Raw genomic sequence first — 15856 nt, 5'->3', positions numbered from 1 at the left:
GGTCTTCGCGGCCGGGGCCGCCGAGCGGGTCTGGTCGGCCGCCAAGGGCACCGCGGCCCCCGGCCTGCTGCCGGCCGCCAACCCGTACGCGCCCGCCGACCAGCAGCACCCCTCGGCCGCCAACCTGGCCACCCTGCGCACCCTGGACCTGCGCACCGGCTGGGCCACCGTGCCGCTGGCCGCGCTCGCCCTGATCGGCTGCACGCTGCTGAACAACCTGGCCGCGGCGCTCGGCTCGGACTGGCTGCGCGCGCACCAGCTGACCGTCGGAGCGCTGGGCGCCGCCGTGCTCTTCGCGGTCTCGGCCGTGCTGCTCTACCCGCAGGACCTGTCCGGCACCGCGCTCGGCAGCGGCCGGCCGAGCTCGCCGCTGCGCGGCCTGCGGGCGCCGACGGACGCCGCCCCGGGCCCGGCGCTCGGGAAGGGCCGCACCGGCTCCGCCCCGTACTTCACCTTCGCCATCGCGGCCGGCTACGCCGCGACCGCCGGGGTCGCCGCGCTCGCGCTGCTCACCGCGGCCGAGCACGGCGCGGGCCCGGTCGGCTACGGCCTGCTGGTGCTGGCCGCCACCGGGCTGCCCTGGCTGGGCCTGCGGCTGACCCGGGTGACCCTGCCGACGCTCTCCCGACGCCGGCTGCTGGCGGTGGCCCTGCTGGTGATGGGCGCCGCGCTGATCCTGGCCGGCCTGGTCTTCGACTACGTGCTGATCCTGCTGCTCACCTCGGTCGCCGCGGTGGCGGCCGGCCTGGTGATCGGGACCGGTCGGGCGCTGCTGGCCCAGGAGGTCGAGGAGGCCCGGCTGCCGCTGGTCACCGAGCACCTGTACGCGGTGCTGCGGATGGTGACCGGCGCCGCGCTGGTGGCGATGCCGCTGCTGGCGGCCGGCTACGGCGAGGTCGAGTACGGCAACCGCACGCCCGGCGGCTTCACCTTCATCCACGGCGGCGCCGCCCTCGCGGTGGCCACCGCCGGCGTGCTCACCCTGGCACTGGCCGGGGTGGTGCTGATGCGCACCGACGACCAGCGCGGCACCGTGCCGTTCGGCCGGGAGCTGCTGGAGGCGCTCGGCGGCAGCCGCGAGGTGGCCGAGCACCGGGCCAGCGGCAGCGGCTTCTTCATCGCCCTGGAGGGCGGTGACGGAGCGGGCAAGTCGACCCAGGCGCAGGCGCTGGCCGAGTGGATCCGCAGCAAGGGCCATGAGGTCGTGGTCACCCGCGAGCCGGGAGGCAGCCCGGTCGGCCAGCGGCTGCGCGCCCTGGTGCTCGACGTGGGCAACACCGGCCTGTCGCACCGGGCCGAGGCACTGATCTACGCGGCCGACCGGGCCGAGCACGTGGAGAACGTGATCCGCCCCGCGCTGGCCCGCGGCGCGGTGGTGATCACCGACCGCTACATGGACTCCTCGATCGCCTACCAGGGCGCCGGCCGCGACCTGGCCGCCACCGAGGTGGCGCGGATCTCCCGCTGGGCCACCGGCGGCCTGGTGCCCGACCTGACCGTAGTGCTGGACGTCGATCCGGCGCAGGCCCGGGAGCGGTTCACCGAGGCGCTGGACCGCCTGGAGAGTGAGCCCACCGAGTTCCACGCCCGGGTCCGGGCCGGCTTCCTGGCGCTGGCCGCCGCCGACCCGGTGCGCTACCTGGTGGTGGACGGCAGCCGGTCGGCCGACCTGGTCACCACCGCGATCCGGCACCGGCTGGACCGTGAGCTGCCGCTGTCCGAGCAGGAGAAGGAGGCGCGCCGCGAGCAGGAGCGCCTCGCCAAGGAGGAGGCCGAGCGGCGGGCGGCCGAAGAGGCCCGCCGCCGGGCCGAGGCCGCGGAGGCCGAGCGCAAGCGGCAGGAGCTGCTGGAGCAGCTGCGGGCCGAGCAGGCCGAGAAGGAGCGCCTGGCCAAGGAGGAGGCCGCGCGCAAGGCCGCCGAGGCCGCCCGCAAGGCTGCCGAGGAGGCTCGGCTCAAGGCCGAGGCGGAGGCGAAGCAGCGGGCCGAGCAGGAGGCCGAGCGGCGGGCGGCGGAGGCGGTCCGGCTGGCGGCGGAGGCCGCCGAGCGGGCCCGCCGGGAGGCCGAGGAGGCGCAGCAGGCAGAGCTGCAGCGCCAGCGCGACGTGCAGCGCGAGGAGCAGCGCCGGCGGGCCGAGGAGGCGCTGCAGCGGGCCGAGGCGGCCCGGCTGGCCGAGCAGGCCGCGGCCGAGGCCCGGGCGGCCAACGACGCCGAGTCGGTGACCCGGGAGATGCCGGTGGTCGGCGCCGACGAGCTGACCGAGGAGATCTCGGAGCAGGACCGGCAGGCGGCGGTGGCGGCGGCCGAGGCGGCGAAGGCGGCCGAGACGGCCGAGATGGCCGTCGACCGGACCGCGGTGCTGCCGCGGGTCGAGACCGAGGACCCCGTCGACCGGACCGCGGTGCTGCCGCGGGTCGGGACCGGGGCGATCGAGGCCGAGACGGTCGAGGTCGCCAAGCCGGCCGGGCCGGCGCCGGTGGCGAAGCCGGCCGGGTCGAAGGAGGCCGGGTCGAAGCAGGCCGGGGCGAGCGAGGCCAAGGCCGCCGGTGAGCCGAAGCAGGCCAGGGAGACCGCGCAGGCCAGGTCGGCCAAGTCGGCCCAGGAGTCCGAGGTCGAGCGGACCGCCGTCCTGCCGCCGGTCCGTCCGATCGAGGACCGGATGCCGCCCGGCCTGTTCCGCCACGAGGCGCCGGCCGCCGAGCAGCCGCGCCCGGCCCGCCCGTCCTGGGCGGAGGAGACGCCGATGGACGACCTCCCCACGCTGACCGACTCGCTGCTGGGCACCCGCGAGGAGTGGGCCCAGTGGGAGCAGGTGGACCCGGACGACCAGTCGGACGGCAAGGGCCGCAAGCGCCGCAAGTAGCGCCCGGCCCGGGCTGTCCGCCACGGCACGTATGCTCGCTGGCGGACAGATCGCTGGTCGAGCACGGGAGCTGTGGTGGCCGTCTGGGACGACCTGGTGGGCCAGGAACGGGTGGTCGAGCAGCTGACGGCGGCCGCGCGGGCTGCCCGGGCCACCGTGCTGGCCGGCCGCTCGGGGCAGCCCGAGTCGGGGGCGAACGCCTCGCTCATGACGCACGCCTGGCTGTTCACCGGTCCGCCGGGAGCGGGCCAGACAGTGGCGGCGCGCGCCTTCGCGGCGGCGCTCCAGTGCACCAGCCCCGACCTGGACCTCGGCGGCACCCCCGGCTGCGGCTTCTGCGACGGCTGTCACACCGTGATGGCCGAGAGCCATGCGGACGTGAAGTTCGTCCGCACCGACGGCCTGTCGGTCGGCGTCGGCGACATGCGCGACCTGGTGCTGCGGGCCGCCAGCTACCCGACCGGCGGGCGCTGGTCGGTGATCCTGATCGACGCCGCGCACCGGCTGACCGAGGCCGCCGCCAACGCCCTGCTCAAGGGTGTGGAGGAGCCTTCGCCCCGGACCGTCTGGCTGCTCTGCGCCCCCTCGGTGCAGGACACCCTGCCGACCATCCGCTCCCGCTGCCGCCACCTGGTGCTGCGCACCCCCGCCGCCGAGGCGGTCGCCGACCTGCTGGTGCGCCGGGACGGCGTCGAGCCGCGGCTGGCCGAGCTGGCCGCCCGGGCCGGCCAGGGCGACATCGAGCGGGCCCGCCGGCTCGCGGTGGACGAGCAGGCCCGCACCCGCCGGCTGGAGGTGCTGCGGATTCCGCTGGAGGTAGCCGACATCGGCGGCTGCCTGGCCGCCGCCCAGCGCCTGGTGGACACCGCCAAGGCGGATGCCGAGGCGCTCGCCGTGACCCGGGACACCAAGGAGACCGACGACCTGCGGGCCGCCTACGGAGCGGTGGAGGGCGGCAAGACCCCGCGCGGCATGGCCGGCGCGGTCAAGGAGCTGGAGAAGCGCCAGAAGAGCCGGGCCACCCGGGCCCGCCGGGAGACCCTCGGGGTGGCGCTGCTGGACCTGCTCGGCTTCTACCGCGACGTGCTCGCCCAGCAGCTCGGTTCGACCGCGGCGCCGGCCAACCTGGACCAGCGCCAGGCCCTGGACCGGGTGGCCCAGGCCGGCCCGCCGGAGGCCACGCTGCGCCGGATCGAAGCCGTGCTGGCCTGCCGTCGGGCGCTGGACCGCAACGTCGATCCGCTGCTGGCGGTGGAGGCGATGACGGTGGCACTGCGCGCGGGCTGACCCGGATTCGGCCGACCGGCCGTCAGGCGGTCCGTCCCGCTCGCTCGTTCGGGTGAACGCGGCCGTGCAGGCCGGGGACTGGGCCGGTTCCCGGGGGCGGGACTGCACGCTGTGGAGCGAGAACCCGGGCGTCCGGGACCGGTCCGCGCGAGGGTGGTGCCCCCATGTCCCGTCCGTTGCTGTTGCTGCTCCTGGTGCCGGTGCTGGCGGCGGCCTGCCTGCTGGCCCGGGGCGCGCTGCACGGCTGGCGGGGGGAGCGGGCCGCGCTCACCTACGAGCTGGGCACCGAGCTGCGCCCGGTGGTGCTGCGGGCCGCCGGCGCGCTGGTCTGCACGATGGCGGCAACGGCGCTGGCGGTGACCGCGGTCTTCGTCGGCCGCCCGTCGGCGCCGCCCCGGGCCGCGCCGTCCGCCGGGCTGCCCGCCGCTCCCGCGGCCGTCGAGCACCCGGCCGCCGTCCCGCCGTCCGCCTCGCCAGCCGCCTCGGCCGGCTCCGGGCGGCCGGTGGCGTTCACCGGCATCGGCCACCCGGCCGAGGGCGATCTGCTGGAGGGCGCGGTGCCCGGCAGCGACGGGAAGCCGCGCGCCGTGCGGGTCTGGCTGCCGCCGCACTACGCCGACGACGCCGCGGTCCGCTACCCGGTGCTGGTGCTGCACGCCTCGGTGCCGGGCCGCACCGCCGACGCCGAGCTGCCGGACGTCTTCGACGGCCTGCTGTCGGCGATCAAGCTGGGCCGGGCCCGCCCGTTCCTGGTGGTGGCCCCCGCCGCGCCGACCGGCACCGAGCACCCCTGCGAGCTGGTCGCAGCCGCCCCCCAGGCGCTCGCCGACGACGCGGGGCTGCGCACCGCGGTGGCCGCCGCCTTCCGCACCCTGCCTCCCGCCCCGCAGGGCTGGGCCACTCTCGGGGTCGGCGCCGGCGCACCCTGCGCGGTGGCGGCGGGGCTGGCCCGTCCCGAGCTGTACGGCGCGGCGGCCGCGGTCTCGGGCCGCTACGACGCACCGGCGCTGGCCCAGACGGCGGCCGACGCCCCGTCAGGTCCGCCGACCCACCTGCTGCTGGCCGCCGCCAAGGCCGACACGGACGGGTTGACGGCCGCGCACCGGGTGGCGGATGCGCTGCACGCGGGCAAGGGGCAGGCGGCCCGGGCCGTGGTGCGGGTCTCGGACGTGGTGCAGGACTTCACGCCGGAGCGGGAGCGGCTGCGCCTGGTTCGGCTCGCGGCGCAGTACCTTACGGACACGCTGGCCCGTCCGACGTCCTGAGCGCCTGCCGCCGCCCCGAGCCCCAGCCACCGAGGAGACTTCCGCATGCCCGTCGCCCCGCTCCGCACCGCTGTCCTGGCGGCCGTTCTGCTGCTGGCCGGCTGCACCAGCGCCGGGCGCGGCACCGAGCCGGGCGACACCACCCCGCGCTCCTCGTCCTCCTCCTCGGACGGCGCGGGCGGTGCGGGCAGCACCGGGGCGGCCGCCACCCCGCTCCAGCCGCTGCCGGCGGCGGTCCCGGCCGAGCTGGCCGCGTACTACGCGCAGCACCTGGACTGGCAGGCGTGCGACAACGGCTTCCAGTGCACCGGCTTCAAGGTCCCGACCGACTACGCCCACCCGGGCGGCGGCGACCTGATGCTGACCGCGGTGCGCCGCCCGGCCGACGGCGCGGGCGGCCAGCAGCGGCTCGGTTCCCTGCTGCTCAACCCGGGCGGCCCCGGCGGGTCGGCCGTCTCCTACGTCGAGTCGGTGGCGGGCGGCTACCAGCCGGTCGTCAGGGCCGCCTACGACCTGGTCGGCCTGGACCCGCGCGGGGTCGGCCGCAGTTCCCCGGTCAGCTGCCTGAGCGGGGACCGGATGGACGCCTTCACCGCCGTCGACACCACGCCCACCGACCAGGCGGCGACCGACCGGCTGGTCGCCGCCGACCGGGAGTTCGCGGCCGGCTGCGCGCAGCGCGCGGGCACCCTGCTCGGCCACGTCAGCACCGTGGAGGCGGCCCGCGACATGGACGTGCTGCGCGCGCTGCTGGGCGAGCCGAAGCTGAACTACGTCGGCAAGTCCTACGGCACCCTGCTGGGCGCCACCTACGCCGGTCTGTTCCCCGGCAAGGTCGGCCGGATGGTGCTGGACGGGGCGATGGACCCCTCACTGGACGCGTTCGCCGGCAACCGCACCCAGGCCGGCGGCTTCGAGACCGCCTGGGCCTCGTTCGCCAAGGACTGCGCGGGCCGCTCCGACTGCCCGCTGGGCCGCAGCGAGCAGCAGGCGGGCCAGGAGCTGGACGCGCTGCTGGCCTCGCTCCAGGGCAAGCCGCTGCCGGCCGGCAGCGGGCGCACCCTGACCCGGGCGCAGGCGGTCACCGGGGTGATCGAGGCGCTGTACGCCGAGTTCCTCTGGCCGCAGCTGCGCAGCGCGCTGGCCGCCGCCAAGTCCGGGGACGGCGGGCAGCTGCTGCACCTGTCCGACGCGTACTACGAGCGCTCGGCCGACGGCAACTACCCCAACCTGATGTTCGCCAACATGGCCGTCAACTGCCTCGACCTGCCGGCCCCGTTCAGCTCGCCGACCGAGGTGGCGGCGGCCGTGCCGGCCTTCCAGCAGGCCTCGCCGCACTTCGGCCGGGACATGGCCTGGATGGCGCTGACCTGCGGGTACTGGCCGGTCAAGGCGACCGGCACGCCGCACACCGTCCGGGCCGAGGGGGCCGGGCCGATCGTGGTGGTCGGCACCGTGCGGGACCCGGCCACGCCGTACGCCTGGGCCCGTTCGCTGGCCGGGCAGCTGGCGTCGGGTCAGCTGATCACCTATCAGGGCGACGGCCACACCGCCTACGGGCGGGACAACGACTGCGTGGACTCGGCGGTCAACCACTACCTGGTGGAGGGCCGCACGCCGGCCGCCGGGCTCAGCTGTCCCAAGTGACGCCGGGAGCGGCCACACCGGCCAGCCAGCCGTCCAGCAGCGCGACCTGACGCTCCGGCGGGAACTCCCCGGGGGCGAACAGCGCCTGCACCACCAGGCCGAGCACGAAGGCCTGGGCGGCGGCCGCCAGGTCCTCGACGGCGGTGCCGGCCGGTACCTCGCCGCGCCGGACGGCCGCTGCCACGTGCTCGGTCAGCCGCAGCCGGGAGCGGCGGTAGCGCTCGGCGTGCGCGGCGGCGAGCTCCGGGTCGGCCAGCGCCACGTCCCAGGAGCTGACCCAGATCCGGTTCTCCGCGGCGCTGTCCGGGTCGAGCGGCAGCACGTCCACCAGGGCCGCGCGCAGTGCGGCCAAACCTTCGGCGGGCGCGACCCGGCGCGGGCGCTCCTGGTTGCGCTGGTCCAGCACCTCCAGGGCGGTGCGCAGCAGGTCCTGCTTGGTGGGGAAGTAGTGGGTGAGCAGTCCGGTGGAGGCCTGCATCTCTGCGGCCACGGCGCGCAGCGTCAGCCCGCCGAAGCCGCGCGTGGCCAGCACCCGCCAGACCGCCCGGGAGACGTCGCGGCGGCGGGCGTCGTGGTCTCCGCGGGCAGGGGGCATGGGGTGATGCTAACCGTCCCCGGGGTTAAGCTTCCGGTCCCGCCACCCCACTGCCCCGCTGCCCCGCTGCCCCGGAAGGACCGCCCCGCCGTGTTCGGTGTGACCGACCTCGCCACCTACACCCTGGGAGCACTGGTGATCGTGCTGCTCCCGGGGCCGAACTCGCTCTACGTGCTCTCGGTCGCCGCCCGCAAGGGCATCCGCACCGGCTACCGCGCGGCCGCCGGGGTCTTCCTCGGCGACTTCACACTGATCAGCCTCACCTCGCTGGGCGCGGCCTCGCTGCTCAAGGCCAACCCGGCCGCCTTCGCCGTGGTGAAGCTGGGCGGCGCGGCCTACCTGCTCTGGATCGGCTTCAACATGCTCCGCTCGGCCCGCCAGCTCTGGCGCGAGCACCGCTCCGCCGACCGGCCCGCCCCCGCCGCCGCCGAGGAGCAGCCGCAGGCCCTGGAGCGCCCGTTCCGCCGCGCCCTGGTGATAAGCCTGCTCAACCCCAAGGCCATCCTCTTCCTGCTCTCCTTCTTCACCCAGTTCGTCGACCCCCACTACGGCGTCCCGGCCCTCTCCTTCGCCCTGCTCGGCGGCATCCTGCAGACCATGAGCGTGATCTACCTCTCGGTCCTGATCTTCGCCGGCACCTCGCTCGCCACCGCCTTCCGCCGCCGCAAGCGCCTGTCCGCCACCCTCACCAGCGGCGTCGCCCTCCTCTTCGCCGGCTTCGCCGCCAAGCTCGCCACCTCCTCCGCCTGAACCACGTGACGGCCCACCCCCCGAACCTGTGTAGACTTGCCCGCGTTGCCCTGCGTGGGCAGCGGTGCCGCCTTAGCTCAGTTGGCCAGAGCAACGCACTCGTAATGCGTAGGTCATGGGTTCGAATCCCATAGGCGGCTCCATAGTGAAACCCCAGGTCGGGCCTCTGACCTGGGGTTTTCTCGTTCGGTTGACCATGGGAAATGCCCAAATCGTGCACCGGGACCCTGTGTACGGAGTGCGTAGGTCATGAGTTGTCGACTGACGGTAGTCCCGGACTCAGTGGCTCGCTGACCTGGGCATTCGAGGTGAGCAAGGGCATAGCTGACGGATGGCCAGGGCTGATGTGCGGCCGAAGTGCGGCCATCGCTGCAGCTGTGCTGCTTGGGCGCCTGGTGCGCCAGCAAGGCTGGGACTGGTTGTTGATCAGTTCGTTGTGCGATGTCGACAGGTGCGCCGCCAGCTTCAGCAGTTCGCGGGGCGCCCGGTTGTCGTCCTAGGTGCAGCATCAGCGGCCAAGCTTGTCGTGGCCGACCTGCCCAGTGCCTACGGGGTGCCGAATGTCGCTCGGTTCTACTGCGGCTCGGGGTGCAGGTACTGTGCCGCCCCCGCCTCTTCTCGCCCGGCGCCCGCCGATAAGCCTCTGCGCTGCGTGGTGCACCGAGGGCTACGCAACTTGCCTCAAGCACTACTTTCCGGATTGAGAGAAGCTGGTCACCTGAAAAAACTTGTCTAGGTCGGCAGCTTGCCCGGTTCGGGCAAGTGGGTGATCTGAGCAAGTTTTCGTAGACTGGGCGACTCTCTCGTGTCACGATCGGGGAGTGGACCTCGATGACTTGACCCCGGAATCGCTCCTTGAGCAGGGCTTGCAAGCGCTACGCGACCAACTCGGTCCGACCTGGGATGTCAGCCTCCAGCCCTCCCCGCGCGAGGCCAGGAGTGGGAGGCAGCATCTGGACGCGCTGGTGCAGGTGAAGTCGGATGGTGACAGCGTGTTCACCCAGCTGCTGGTTGACCTGAGGAAGAACGTAACTCCCCGCATGGTCGAAGAGCAGCTGCTGCCCAAGCTTGATCTTGTTCGGCAGGTAAACAGTTATACGAGCCCGATGGTAATCGCCCCATGGATTGCACCGCGCGTCCAGTTGCTCCTACGCGAGAACGGCATTGGGTACATCGACCTGACTGGCAACATGTCTCTACGGGTCCCGCGGCCCGCCATCGTCCTCTACACCCAGGGGGAGACCCGCTCGCCACTGGCCGGCTCCCCGAGAAGCACCAAGGCAACACTGGCGGGCCCCAAGGTCGGGCGTCTTGTGCGTCTCCTTGCTGACGTATTCCCGCCCTATAGGGCTGCACAACTCGCCGAAGCTGCCAAGCTCAGCCTTCCCTACGTCTCCCGGCTCCTGGATACCCTCGAAGACCAGCTGCTTATCCGACGCCAGGGCCGGGTCATCAAGGACGTGGACTGGCCGCAGCTACTGCGTGTTCGGGCCGAGCAGCTCAACCTGCTTCGCCACAATCCCTATGTTGGCATGGTCGCCCCGAATGGCATCGACGCGGTACTGCGCGCACTGCGTACCCTGCCTGAGGCCGACCGGCACTCCGTCGCAGTAACCGGTTCCTATGCCGCCCATTCGGTTGCCCCGCTGGCTGTTGGCGGTCAGCTGATGCTCTACGTCACCGCCGGACCTCACACGCCCGACATCATCGGTGAGGACCTTGGGCTGCTGCGCGTCGACAAGGGAGCCGACGTCCTCATGCTCCGGGCACACGACTCCGTCGTCTTTGAGCGGACCGTCGAAATGGATGGGCTTCCCAGGGTTGCGCTGAGCCAGCTGGTCCTCGATTGCCTCTCCGGTCCCGGTCGGATGCCAGCAGAAGGCGAGGCTGTTCTGACGTACATGCAGGAAAACCCGCAGCTGTGGCGCGCTGCCCAACTCCCGATCTGATCATGAACGTTGTCCTACTAGGATCAACCTCCTGACAGTGCGTTTGGTGAAGGTGAGGCGCGGCATGTCCAAGATCCCCGAGGGTGTCGAGCGGAGTCAGCTGGCGATCGCCGCGCGGCGGGTCCTGCTCGACGGCCTTGCTGCCCTGCGCCCGCACCTGGACGCACTGACCGTCGTCGGAGCCCAGGCCGTTTACCTGCGCACACCGAACGCCGCGATGCGCAACGCGCCCTTCACGTCCGACGCGGACCTGAGTATCGACCCGGTCCTGCTGGGTGACCAGCCGCATCTCGACGAAGTGCTGCGGGCTGCCGGATTCGAACTGATGCAGGACAACCAGCCGGGCTTGTGGGCGCGTACCGAGCAGATCGGCGACCAAGCCGTCCAGGTCGAGCTAGATCTGCTCATCGCCAAGGAGTTGGCTGGGAAAATTGGAAAGCGAAGTGCCAAGATTCCCCCACACGACAACATGACTGCCCGCTGGACCCCTGGCTTGGAGGTCTGCGCCGTCGACCGTTCGCTGGTGCTCATCCAGAGCCTCGATCCGGAGGATAGGCGCAGCGTTAGCGCCAACGTCGCTGGCCCTGCCGCCCTGCTGGTCGCCAAGGCTTACAAGATCAGTGAGCGGGTTGCCGACGTCGAACGGCGCCCCGATCGCCTGACGAACAAGGATGCTGGCGACGTCTACCGGATCATGGCCACAGTCCCGGCTCGTCAGGTAGCTGCTTCCTTCGCCACCCTGGTCCAGGATCCACGCGTTGGCGCTATCGCCATTGAAGGACTCAGACTCCTCCGGGATCTTTTCGGGGCCGCCGCGACTCCTGGCGTCAACTTGGCCGTCGAAGCCCACGCCGGTGACATCCCCGAGGAAACCATCCGTACCGTGGCCCCGGCATACCTCAGCCGCTTGCCGTGATCACTACGGCACCGAGTTCGGGGATGGGGGTTGGGTCACGGACGGATCGTGGTGTTGTCGCCGGTGACGGCCGTGCCGATTGTCTGTGCGGCGATGGATCGTTCACCGGACGCGGTGATCGTCACTGCACCGGCGGCGGGAAGCTGGGCGGCCAGTTCGGTAAGCAACTGCGGATCCTCCCGTAGCGTCCGCTTGATTTGCTGGCGTAGCGCGGCGGCAGCATCGGTGTCCTCCGGGTCCTCGGCCGCCTCACGCACCGCCGCCTCCAGCTCCGGGCGCCCGGCGGGGCTCCGGCGCCGCCAGATCGCGTGCAGGATGCTGCGCCCTGCGTTCGCCGTCGCTCCCACCGCAGCGTCCTCAGCCCGGGCCAGCACCCCTGCACCGTAGGTGCCCAAGGCCGCGCTTAGATACGGCCCTGCCTGCTCAACAAACTCCACGATCTCCGCTCCCACAAGCCACCTCTGAGTTCCTGTCATTGACTGATGTCAGGGCGTCAGACTAGGGCGCCCAGCCGGTGTGCACGCGGCAACTCTGCAATCCGCCGCCCGTCGATCGGCCTCACTCCACGCGAGTCAAGCGAAGACCTTCCTGCCTCTGAGGCAGCCCTGTCTGCACTCCCGAGCGTCAGGCTGCTGACCTTGGCAAGCAAACGGAGAGCTGTCACGGGGGTACTAACGGCCAGTCTCCGAAGCGGCCGACCCGGCTGAGCCGGTCCGTGCGCGGATCTGCGCGACGAGCGGGTTCTCCGGGCCCAGGGCGGGCTCGATCCGGTCGAGGGCTGCCTGGTAGACGGCGATCGCCTTCCGGGGTGTGCCAGCCTCCTTGTAAGTGTCTGCCAGGGCGAGTTGGGCGATCAGGATGTTCGGGTGGTCACCGAGGGTCTGCTGCCAGTGGGCGAGGGCGGCTTCGTACAGCGGCACGGCCTGATCGGGACGGCCGTCGGCCCGGTAGATCTCGGCCAGGTGCCGCCGTTGCTCGAGGGTGTCCGGGTGGGTGGCGCCAAGTTCCTGTTCGGTGCGCGCGGCGCTATGTTCCAGCAGCCGAGTCGCCCGTGCGAGGCTGCCGGACATGCCAAGGATGCGGGCCAGCATCGCGGTGCAATGGAGTGTTTCCGAGTGTGTGCCGCCGTGTTCGGCATCCAGCTGCGCGCGGAGCTCCTCCAGGACGGCGACCGCCTGGGCCGTGTCGCCGAGTTCGAGGTGGGCGGCGGCCAGGTTCGTTCGGGCGGTGACGGTGTGCGGGTGTGTGGCGCCGAAGAGGCGGCCGGCGCTGTGCACGGTTACTTCGAGGAGCTGGAGGGCCTGCTGGGTGCCTCCGACCGTGAGGTAAGCGGTGGCCAGGTTGCTCCGGCACAGCACGGTGTGAGGGTGGTCCTCGCCGAGCGACCGGATGCACCGTTCCAGCGTCGTCTCCGCGAGAGTGACGGCACGGGCCGGGTCGTCGGTTAGGCGCAGGGCTTCAGCCAAGCTGATGCAGTTGGCCAGGGTGTCGGGGTGGGTGCCGCCGAAGACCTGCTCGCACTGGGCGGTGACGGTCTCGAATAGCGGGACGGCACGGGTCGGGTCGCCCGCCGCGAGGTGGGCCTTGGCGAGGCCGCTTCGGGTGGCGAGGGTGTGAGGATGCGTCTCGCCGAGCAGCGCGGCACGGTGCTCGAGGACGGTGTCGTAGTGGTAGATCGCCCGTTCAGTGTCGCCGGCAACCCGGTATGCCTCTGCCAGCCCGTTCCTGGTGGTCAGGGTCTGGGGGTGTGCGTCGCCGAGCAGGTGGGCGCTCTGCGCAGCTGCGGTCTCCAGCAGGGCGATCGAACGCGGCGCTTGCCCGGCGTCCCGGTAGGCACAGCCGAGGTTCGCGCGGACGGCGATGGTCTCCGGGTGCGCCTCGCCGTACACCTCCTCGCTCCGGGCCAGGGTTGTCTCCAGGAGCTGCGCCGCTCGGTCGGGGCGTCCGGCGCTCAAGTAGGCGTAGGCGAGATTGTTCCGGCTGGTGATGGTGTCAGGATCGCTGTCGCCGAACGCCTTCTGCCGTTCGGCGAGGACGGCGGCGTATATCGGGATGGCGCGATCCAGGTCGCCCGAGGCGAGGTAGGCCGCAGCCAGGTCGCCTCGGCTGCTCAGCGTGGCCGGATGAGCAGATCCGAGGGACTGCTCGTGTTGTGCCACGGTCGCCTCGTGCAGGGGGATGGCGCGATCCAGGTCGCCTGAGGCTTGGTACGTGCGGGCCAGTTCCTCGCAGCTGACGAGGGTGTCGGAGTGGTTGTCGCCGAGCGCCTGCCGACGGCGGGCCAGAGTGGCTTCGTGGAGCGCCATGGCGCGGGTCAGATCGCCGGAGTCACGGTATGAGTTGGCGAGGTTGGAGGCCACCGTGAGAGTCCCGGGGTGCGAGTCGCCGAAAACCCGTGTGCACTGGGCGACCATCGGTTCGAGGATCGCGATGGACCGGCTGAAGTCCCTTGCTCCGTGGTAGGCGTAGGCCAGGTTCGCACGGACCTTCATGGTGAGCTCGTGCTCGGCTCCAGCGAGCTCCTCGCAGCGGGCGAGGGCCGCGGTAAGCAGCGGAACAGCGCGGGCGTCGTGTCCGTGGCCAATTAGGTAGTTCGCAGCAGCAGCGTACCGTCCGGCGGGAAAGGTGTCTGAGTGACCGTTAGGAGTCGTGGCCGCGAGTGTGACGAGGTGTGGGAGCAGTTGCTCCCAGGCAGAGGACCGGCCGGAGCTTGGTGGCTCCCCAAGCGCGACTACCGCGGCGCACAGTAGCCGTTCGGCCTCCAGACGGCCCGCTGGCGCCGTGCCATCGAACGTCGGCTGGTTCCGGAGAGTGGCCTGGACCAGTCGGTGGACGCTCACCGTGTCGCGGGTGAGGGAGACCATGCAGTAGGCGCGGAGGAGCCCGAGGGCCTCGTGCAAGTCGTCGGTGTCGTCGGCGGCGGTCGTGGCCAACAGGTCCACCGGGATGTCGTCGGGCGCCAGCCACGCCAGTGTGGACAGGACAGACACCGCCAGCGGGTTGCGATCGGTCAGGGTGCTGATCGTCTGGCGCCAGATCCGAGCGATGGTTCGCTCGGGGTCATGACCGTCTGAGACCTTGTCCAACTTGGCCGTCAGCTTGCGGCGGTAGCTTTCGATGCCGATCGTCGGGTTCTGCGCGAGGTAGGCACCGGCCTGCTCCAGCGCGATGGGGAGTCGCCCGAGATCGGCGGCGAGGGCGCGGGCCTCCTGCAACTGACGGGGGTTCGGCGCCGTCCCGCCGAGCACGTGCCGGTAGACCAGTTCGCTGGCCTCGGCCAGATCGAGGACATCCAAGGCGAGCGCCGGGACGGTGACCGGCCAGCCGAGCGCTCGCCGACTGGTGGCGATGATGCAGCCGTCCGGTGAGCCGGCGTAGGGCCGAAGGTCGGCCGGGTCCTCGACGTTGTCGAAGACCAGCAGCCAGCCGGGGTGCCACTGCAGCCACGTCATCGCCCAGGCGGCGCGTTCCTCGATGGCAGCATGGCTGGCCCAGGCGGGGATCAGCCGCAGGGCAAGGGCGGCCAGTGACTGCTCGATGTGGGCGGGCGAAGCCGCGTTGATCCACCACGCCACGGTGTGGTCGCGGCGGTGTCGGTGGGCGTACGCGAGTGCCACGGTGCTCTTGCCGACGCCGCCGAGGCCCTGGACGATGACGGCCCCGGAAGCCCATTGCCCGGGCTCCGACGCGAACGTGCCGCGCAGCCTGACCAGCGCATCCGCGCGGCCGAGACACAGGGGGAGTGGCGGAAGGTTGGTGAGCCCCACAGGCGCCTGCACGTCGCGCGCCGAGTTCAGCAGTTCGGCTGGCAGGACGGTGACTGAGCCGGTGATCGCCGTGCCGATGCTGTGGGCGGCGATAGACCCGGGCCCGGTCGCTTCGAAGGCGAAGTTCGTCATTGTGCGGCCTGCCAACCCTGGCTGCCGACGGTGGCCGCCAGCTGGGTCTTGCCGCTTCTAGGTACGCTCCGGCCTGGACGGGACCGCCCCACCGACAGCCCCCTGCGCGTGCTCATCTCCGCCCCCTCCGGACGGGCCAGGTGCCGTCCTGTCCAGCACGCAGCGTACGCGCTACCTCCCGGTTGGGTCAGAATCGGCCGGGCTACGGTGGCGTGCCGGTGGCCCCAGCGTGCTGGTCAGTTGTGGGGCATCGACAAGCGCGGGTCTTTGACGGGGCTGGAGCATCTGGTGTGGCATGTGCGGCCGGTGTGCGGCCGGACGCCTTTGGACGAGGTAGCACAGCGTGTCATGTTCGAACTCTCCGCACGCACTCTGAACAGGCAAGACGGCAACACGGAGCACGAGTTGACACCTGGCGTCACGAACCCTCGTGGCCTCGTAATGCGTAGGTCATGCCTCGGTGTTTCAGCAGGACTGCCAGGCTTGTTGACAGAGTGTGAGATGAAAAGAAGAGGTGCCTTCTGACCTGCTTGGATGCGACTTGCTGAGGGTCGTATCGGGCGGGTCGGAAGGCACCTTTCACGTGCAGGATAGCGAGTGGAGTCGCGGGCTTGCCATGTCCGCCGACGGCAAGGGACAGATCGGGCATGTCGGTGGGATACATCTGCGGCTGCTCGCCGAGCGCACC

At 72.0% G+C, this 15856-nt stretch carries 10 protein-coding genes and 1 tRNA gene; 8 read left to right on the top strand and 3 right to left on the bottom strand.

Annotated features, from left to right (window positions below; all coding sequences use genetic code 11):
• The 4 genes from tmk to C7C46_RS28115 form a co-directional block, all read left to right on the top strand.
• A partial coding sequence (tmk, locus tag C7C46_RS28130) for a dTMP kinase (RefSeq protein WP_110672742.1) occupies positions 1 to 2860 on the top strand: 2860 nt, incomplete at its 5' end.
• A gap of 75 nt (positions 2861 to 2935) precedes the next feature.
• Complete coding sequence (locus C7C46_RS28125; RefSeq protein ID WP_110672741.1) at positions 2936 to 4147, top strand: DNA polymerase III subunit delta'; 1212 nt, start codon at positions 2936 to 2938, stop codon at positions 4145 to 4147.
• A gap of 164 nt (positions 4148 to 4311) precedes the next feature.
• Positions 4312 to 5412 (top strand): alpha/beta hydrolase, encoded by a 1101-nt coding sequence (locus C7C46_RS28120; protein WP_110672740.1) that lies wholly within the window; start codon positions 4312 to 4314, stop codon positions 5410 to 5412.
• A gap of 45 nt (positions 5413 to 5457) precedes the next feature.
• The gene (locus C7C46_RS28115) at positions 5458 to 7059 is read left to right on the top strand and encodes an alpha/beta hydrolase (protein WP_110672739.1); all 1602 of its coding nucleotides are present in this window, start codon (positions 5458 to 5460) and stop codon (positions 7057 to 7059) included.
• On the opposite strand, the gene C7C46_RS28110 is transcribed toward C7C46_RS28115, so the two are convergent.
• Entirely contained in the window at positions 7043 to 7654 is a 612-nt protein-coding gene (locus tag C7C46_RS28110; protein WP_110672738.1) for a TetR/AcrR family transcriptional regulator, read from the bottom strand. The genes C7C46_RS28115 and C7C46_RS28110 overlap by 17 nt on opposite strands.
• 90 nt (positions 7655 to 7744) lie before the next feature.
• Here C7C46_RS28110 and leuE point away from each other — a divergent pair, with 90 nt between their 5' ends.
• From leuE to C7C46_RS28090, 4 genes are all read left to right on the top strand, one after another.
• Complete coding sequence (leuE, locus tag C7C46_RS28105) at positions 7745 to 8404, top strand: leucine efflux protein LeuE (RefSeq protein WP_110672737.1); 660 nt, start codon at positions 7745 to 7747, stop codon at positions 8402 to 8404.
• Positions 8405 to 8470: 66 nt separating this feature from the next.
• Positions 8471 to 8547: transfer RNA gene (locus tag C7C46_RS28100), tRNA-Thr, on the top strand.
• A gap of 678 nt (positions 8548 to 9225) precedes the next feature.
• Positions 9226 to 10353 carry a hypothetical protein gene (locus tag C7C46_RS28095; protein ID WP_245985074.1) on the top strand — a complete coding sequence of 376 codons (1128 nt, stop codon included), beginning with the start codon at positions 9226 to 9228 and terminating at the stop codon, positions 10351 to 10353.
• A gap of 64 nt (positions 10354 to 10417) precedes the next feature.
• Positions 10418 to 11269 (top strand): hypothetical protein, encoded by an 852-nt coding sequence (locus tag C7C46_RS28090; protein ID WP_110672736.1) that lies wholly within the window; start codon positions 10418 to 10420, stop codon positions 11267 to 11269.
• A gap of 35 nt (positions 11270 to 11304) precedes the next feature.
• On the opposite strand, the gene C7C46_RS28085 is transcribed toward C7C46_RS28090, so the two are convergent.
• The gene (locus tag C7C46_RS28085) at positions 11305 to 11706 is read right to left on the bottom strand and encodes a hypothetical protein (protein WP_245985072.1); all 402 of its coding nucleotides are present in this window, start codon (positions 11704 to 11706) and stop codon (positions 11305 to 11307) included.
• A gap of 234 nt (positions 11707 to 11940) precedes the next feature.
• Positions 11941 to 15168 carry a tetratricopeptide repeat protein gene (locus C7C46_RS28080; RefSeq protein WP_110672734.1) on the bottom strand — a complete coding sequence of 1076 codons (3228 nt, stop codon included), beginning with the start codon at positions 15166 to 15168 and terminating at the stop codon, positions 11941 to 11943.
• Positions 15169 to 15856 lie beyond the last annotated feature (688 nt).

It is taken from the genome of Streptomyces tateyamensis (assembly GCF_003205575.1).
Classification (GTDB): Bacteria; Actinomycetota; Actinomycetes; order Streptomycetales; family Streptomycetaceae; genus Kitasatospora; species Kitasatospora tateyamensis.
The sequence above is the reverse complement of the archived record's forward strand: the minus strand, read 5'-3'. Positions and strand labels throughout refer to the sequence as shown.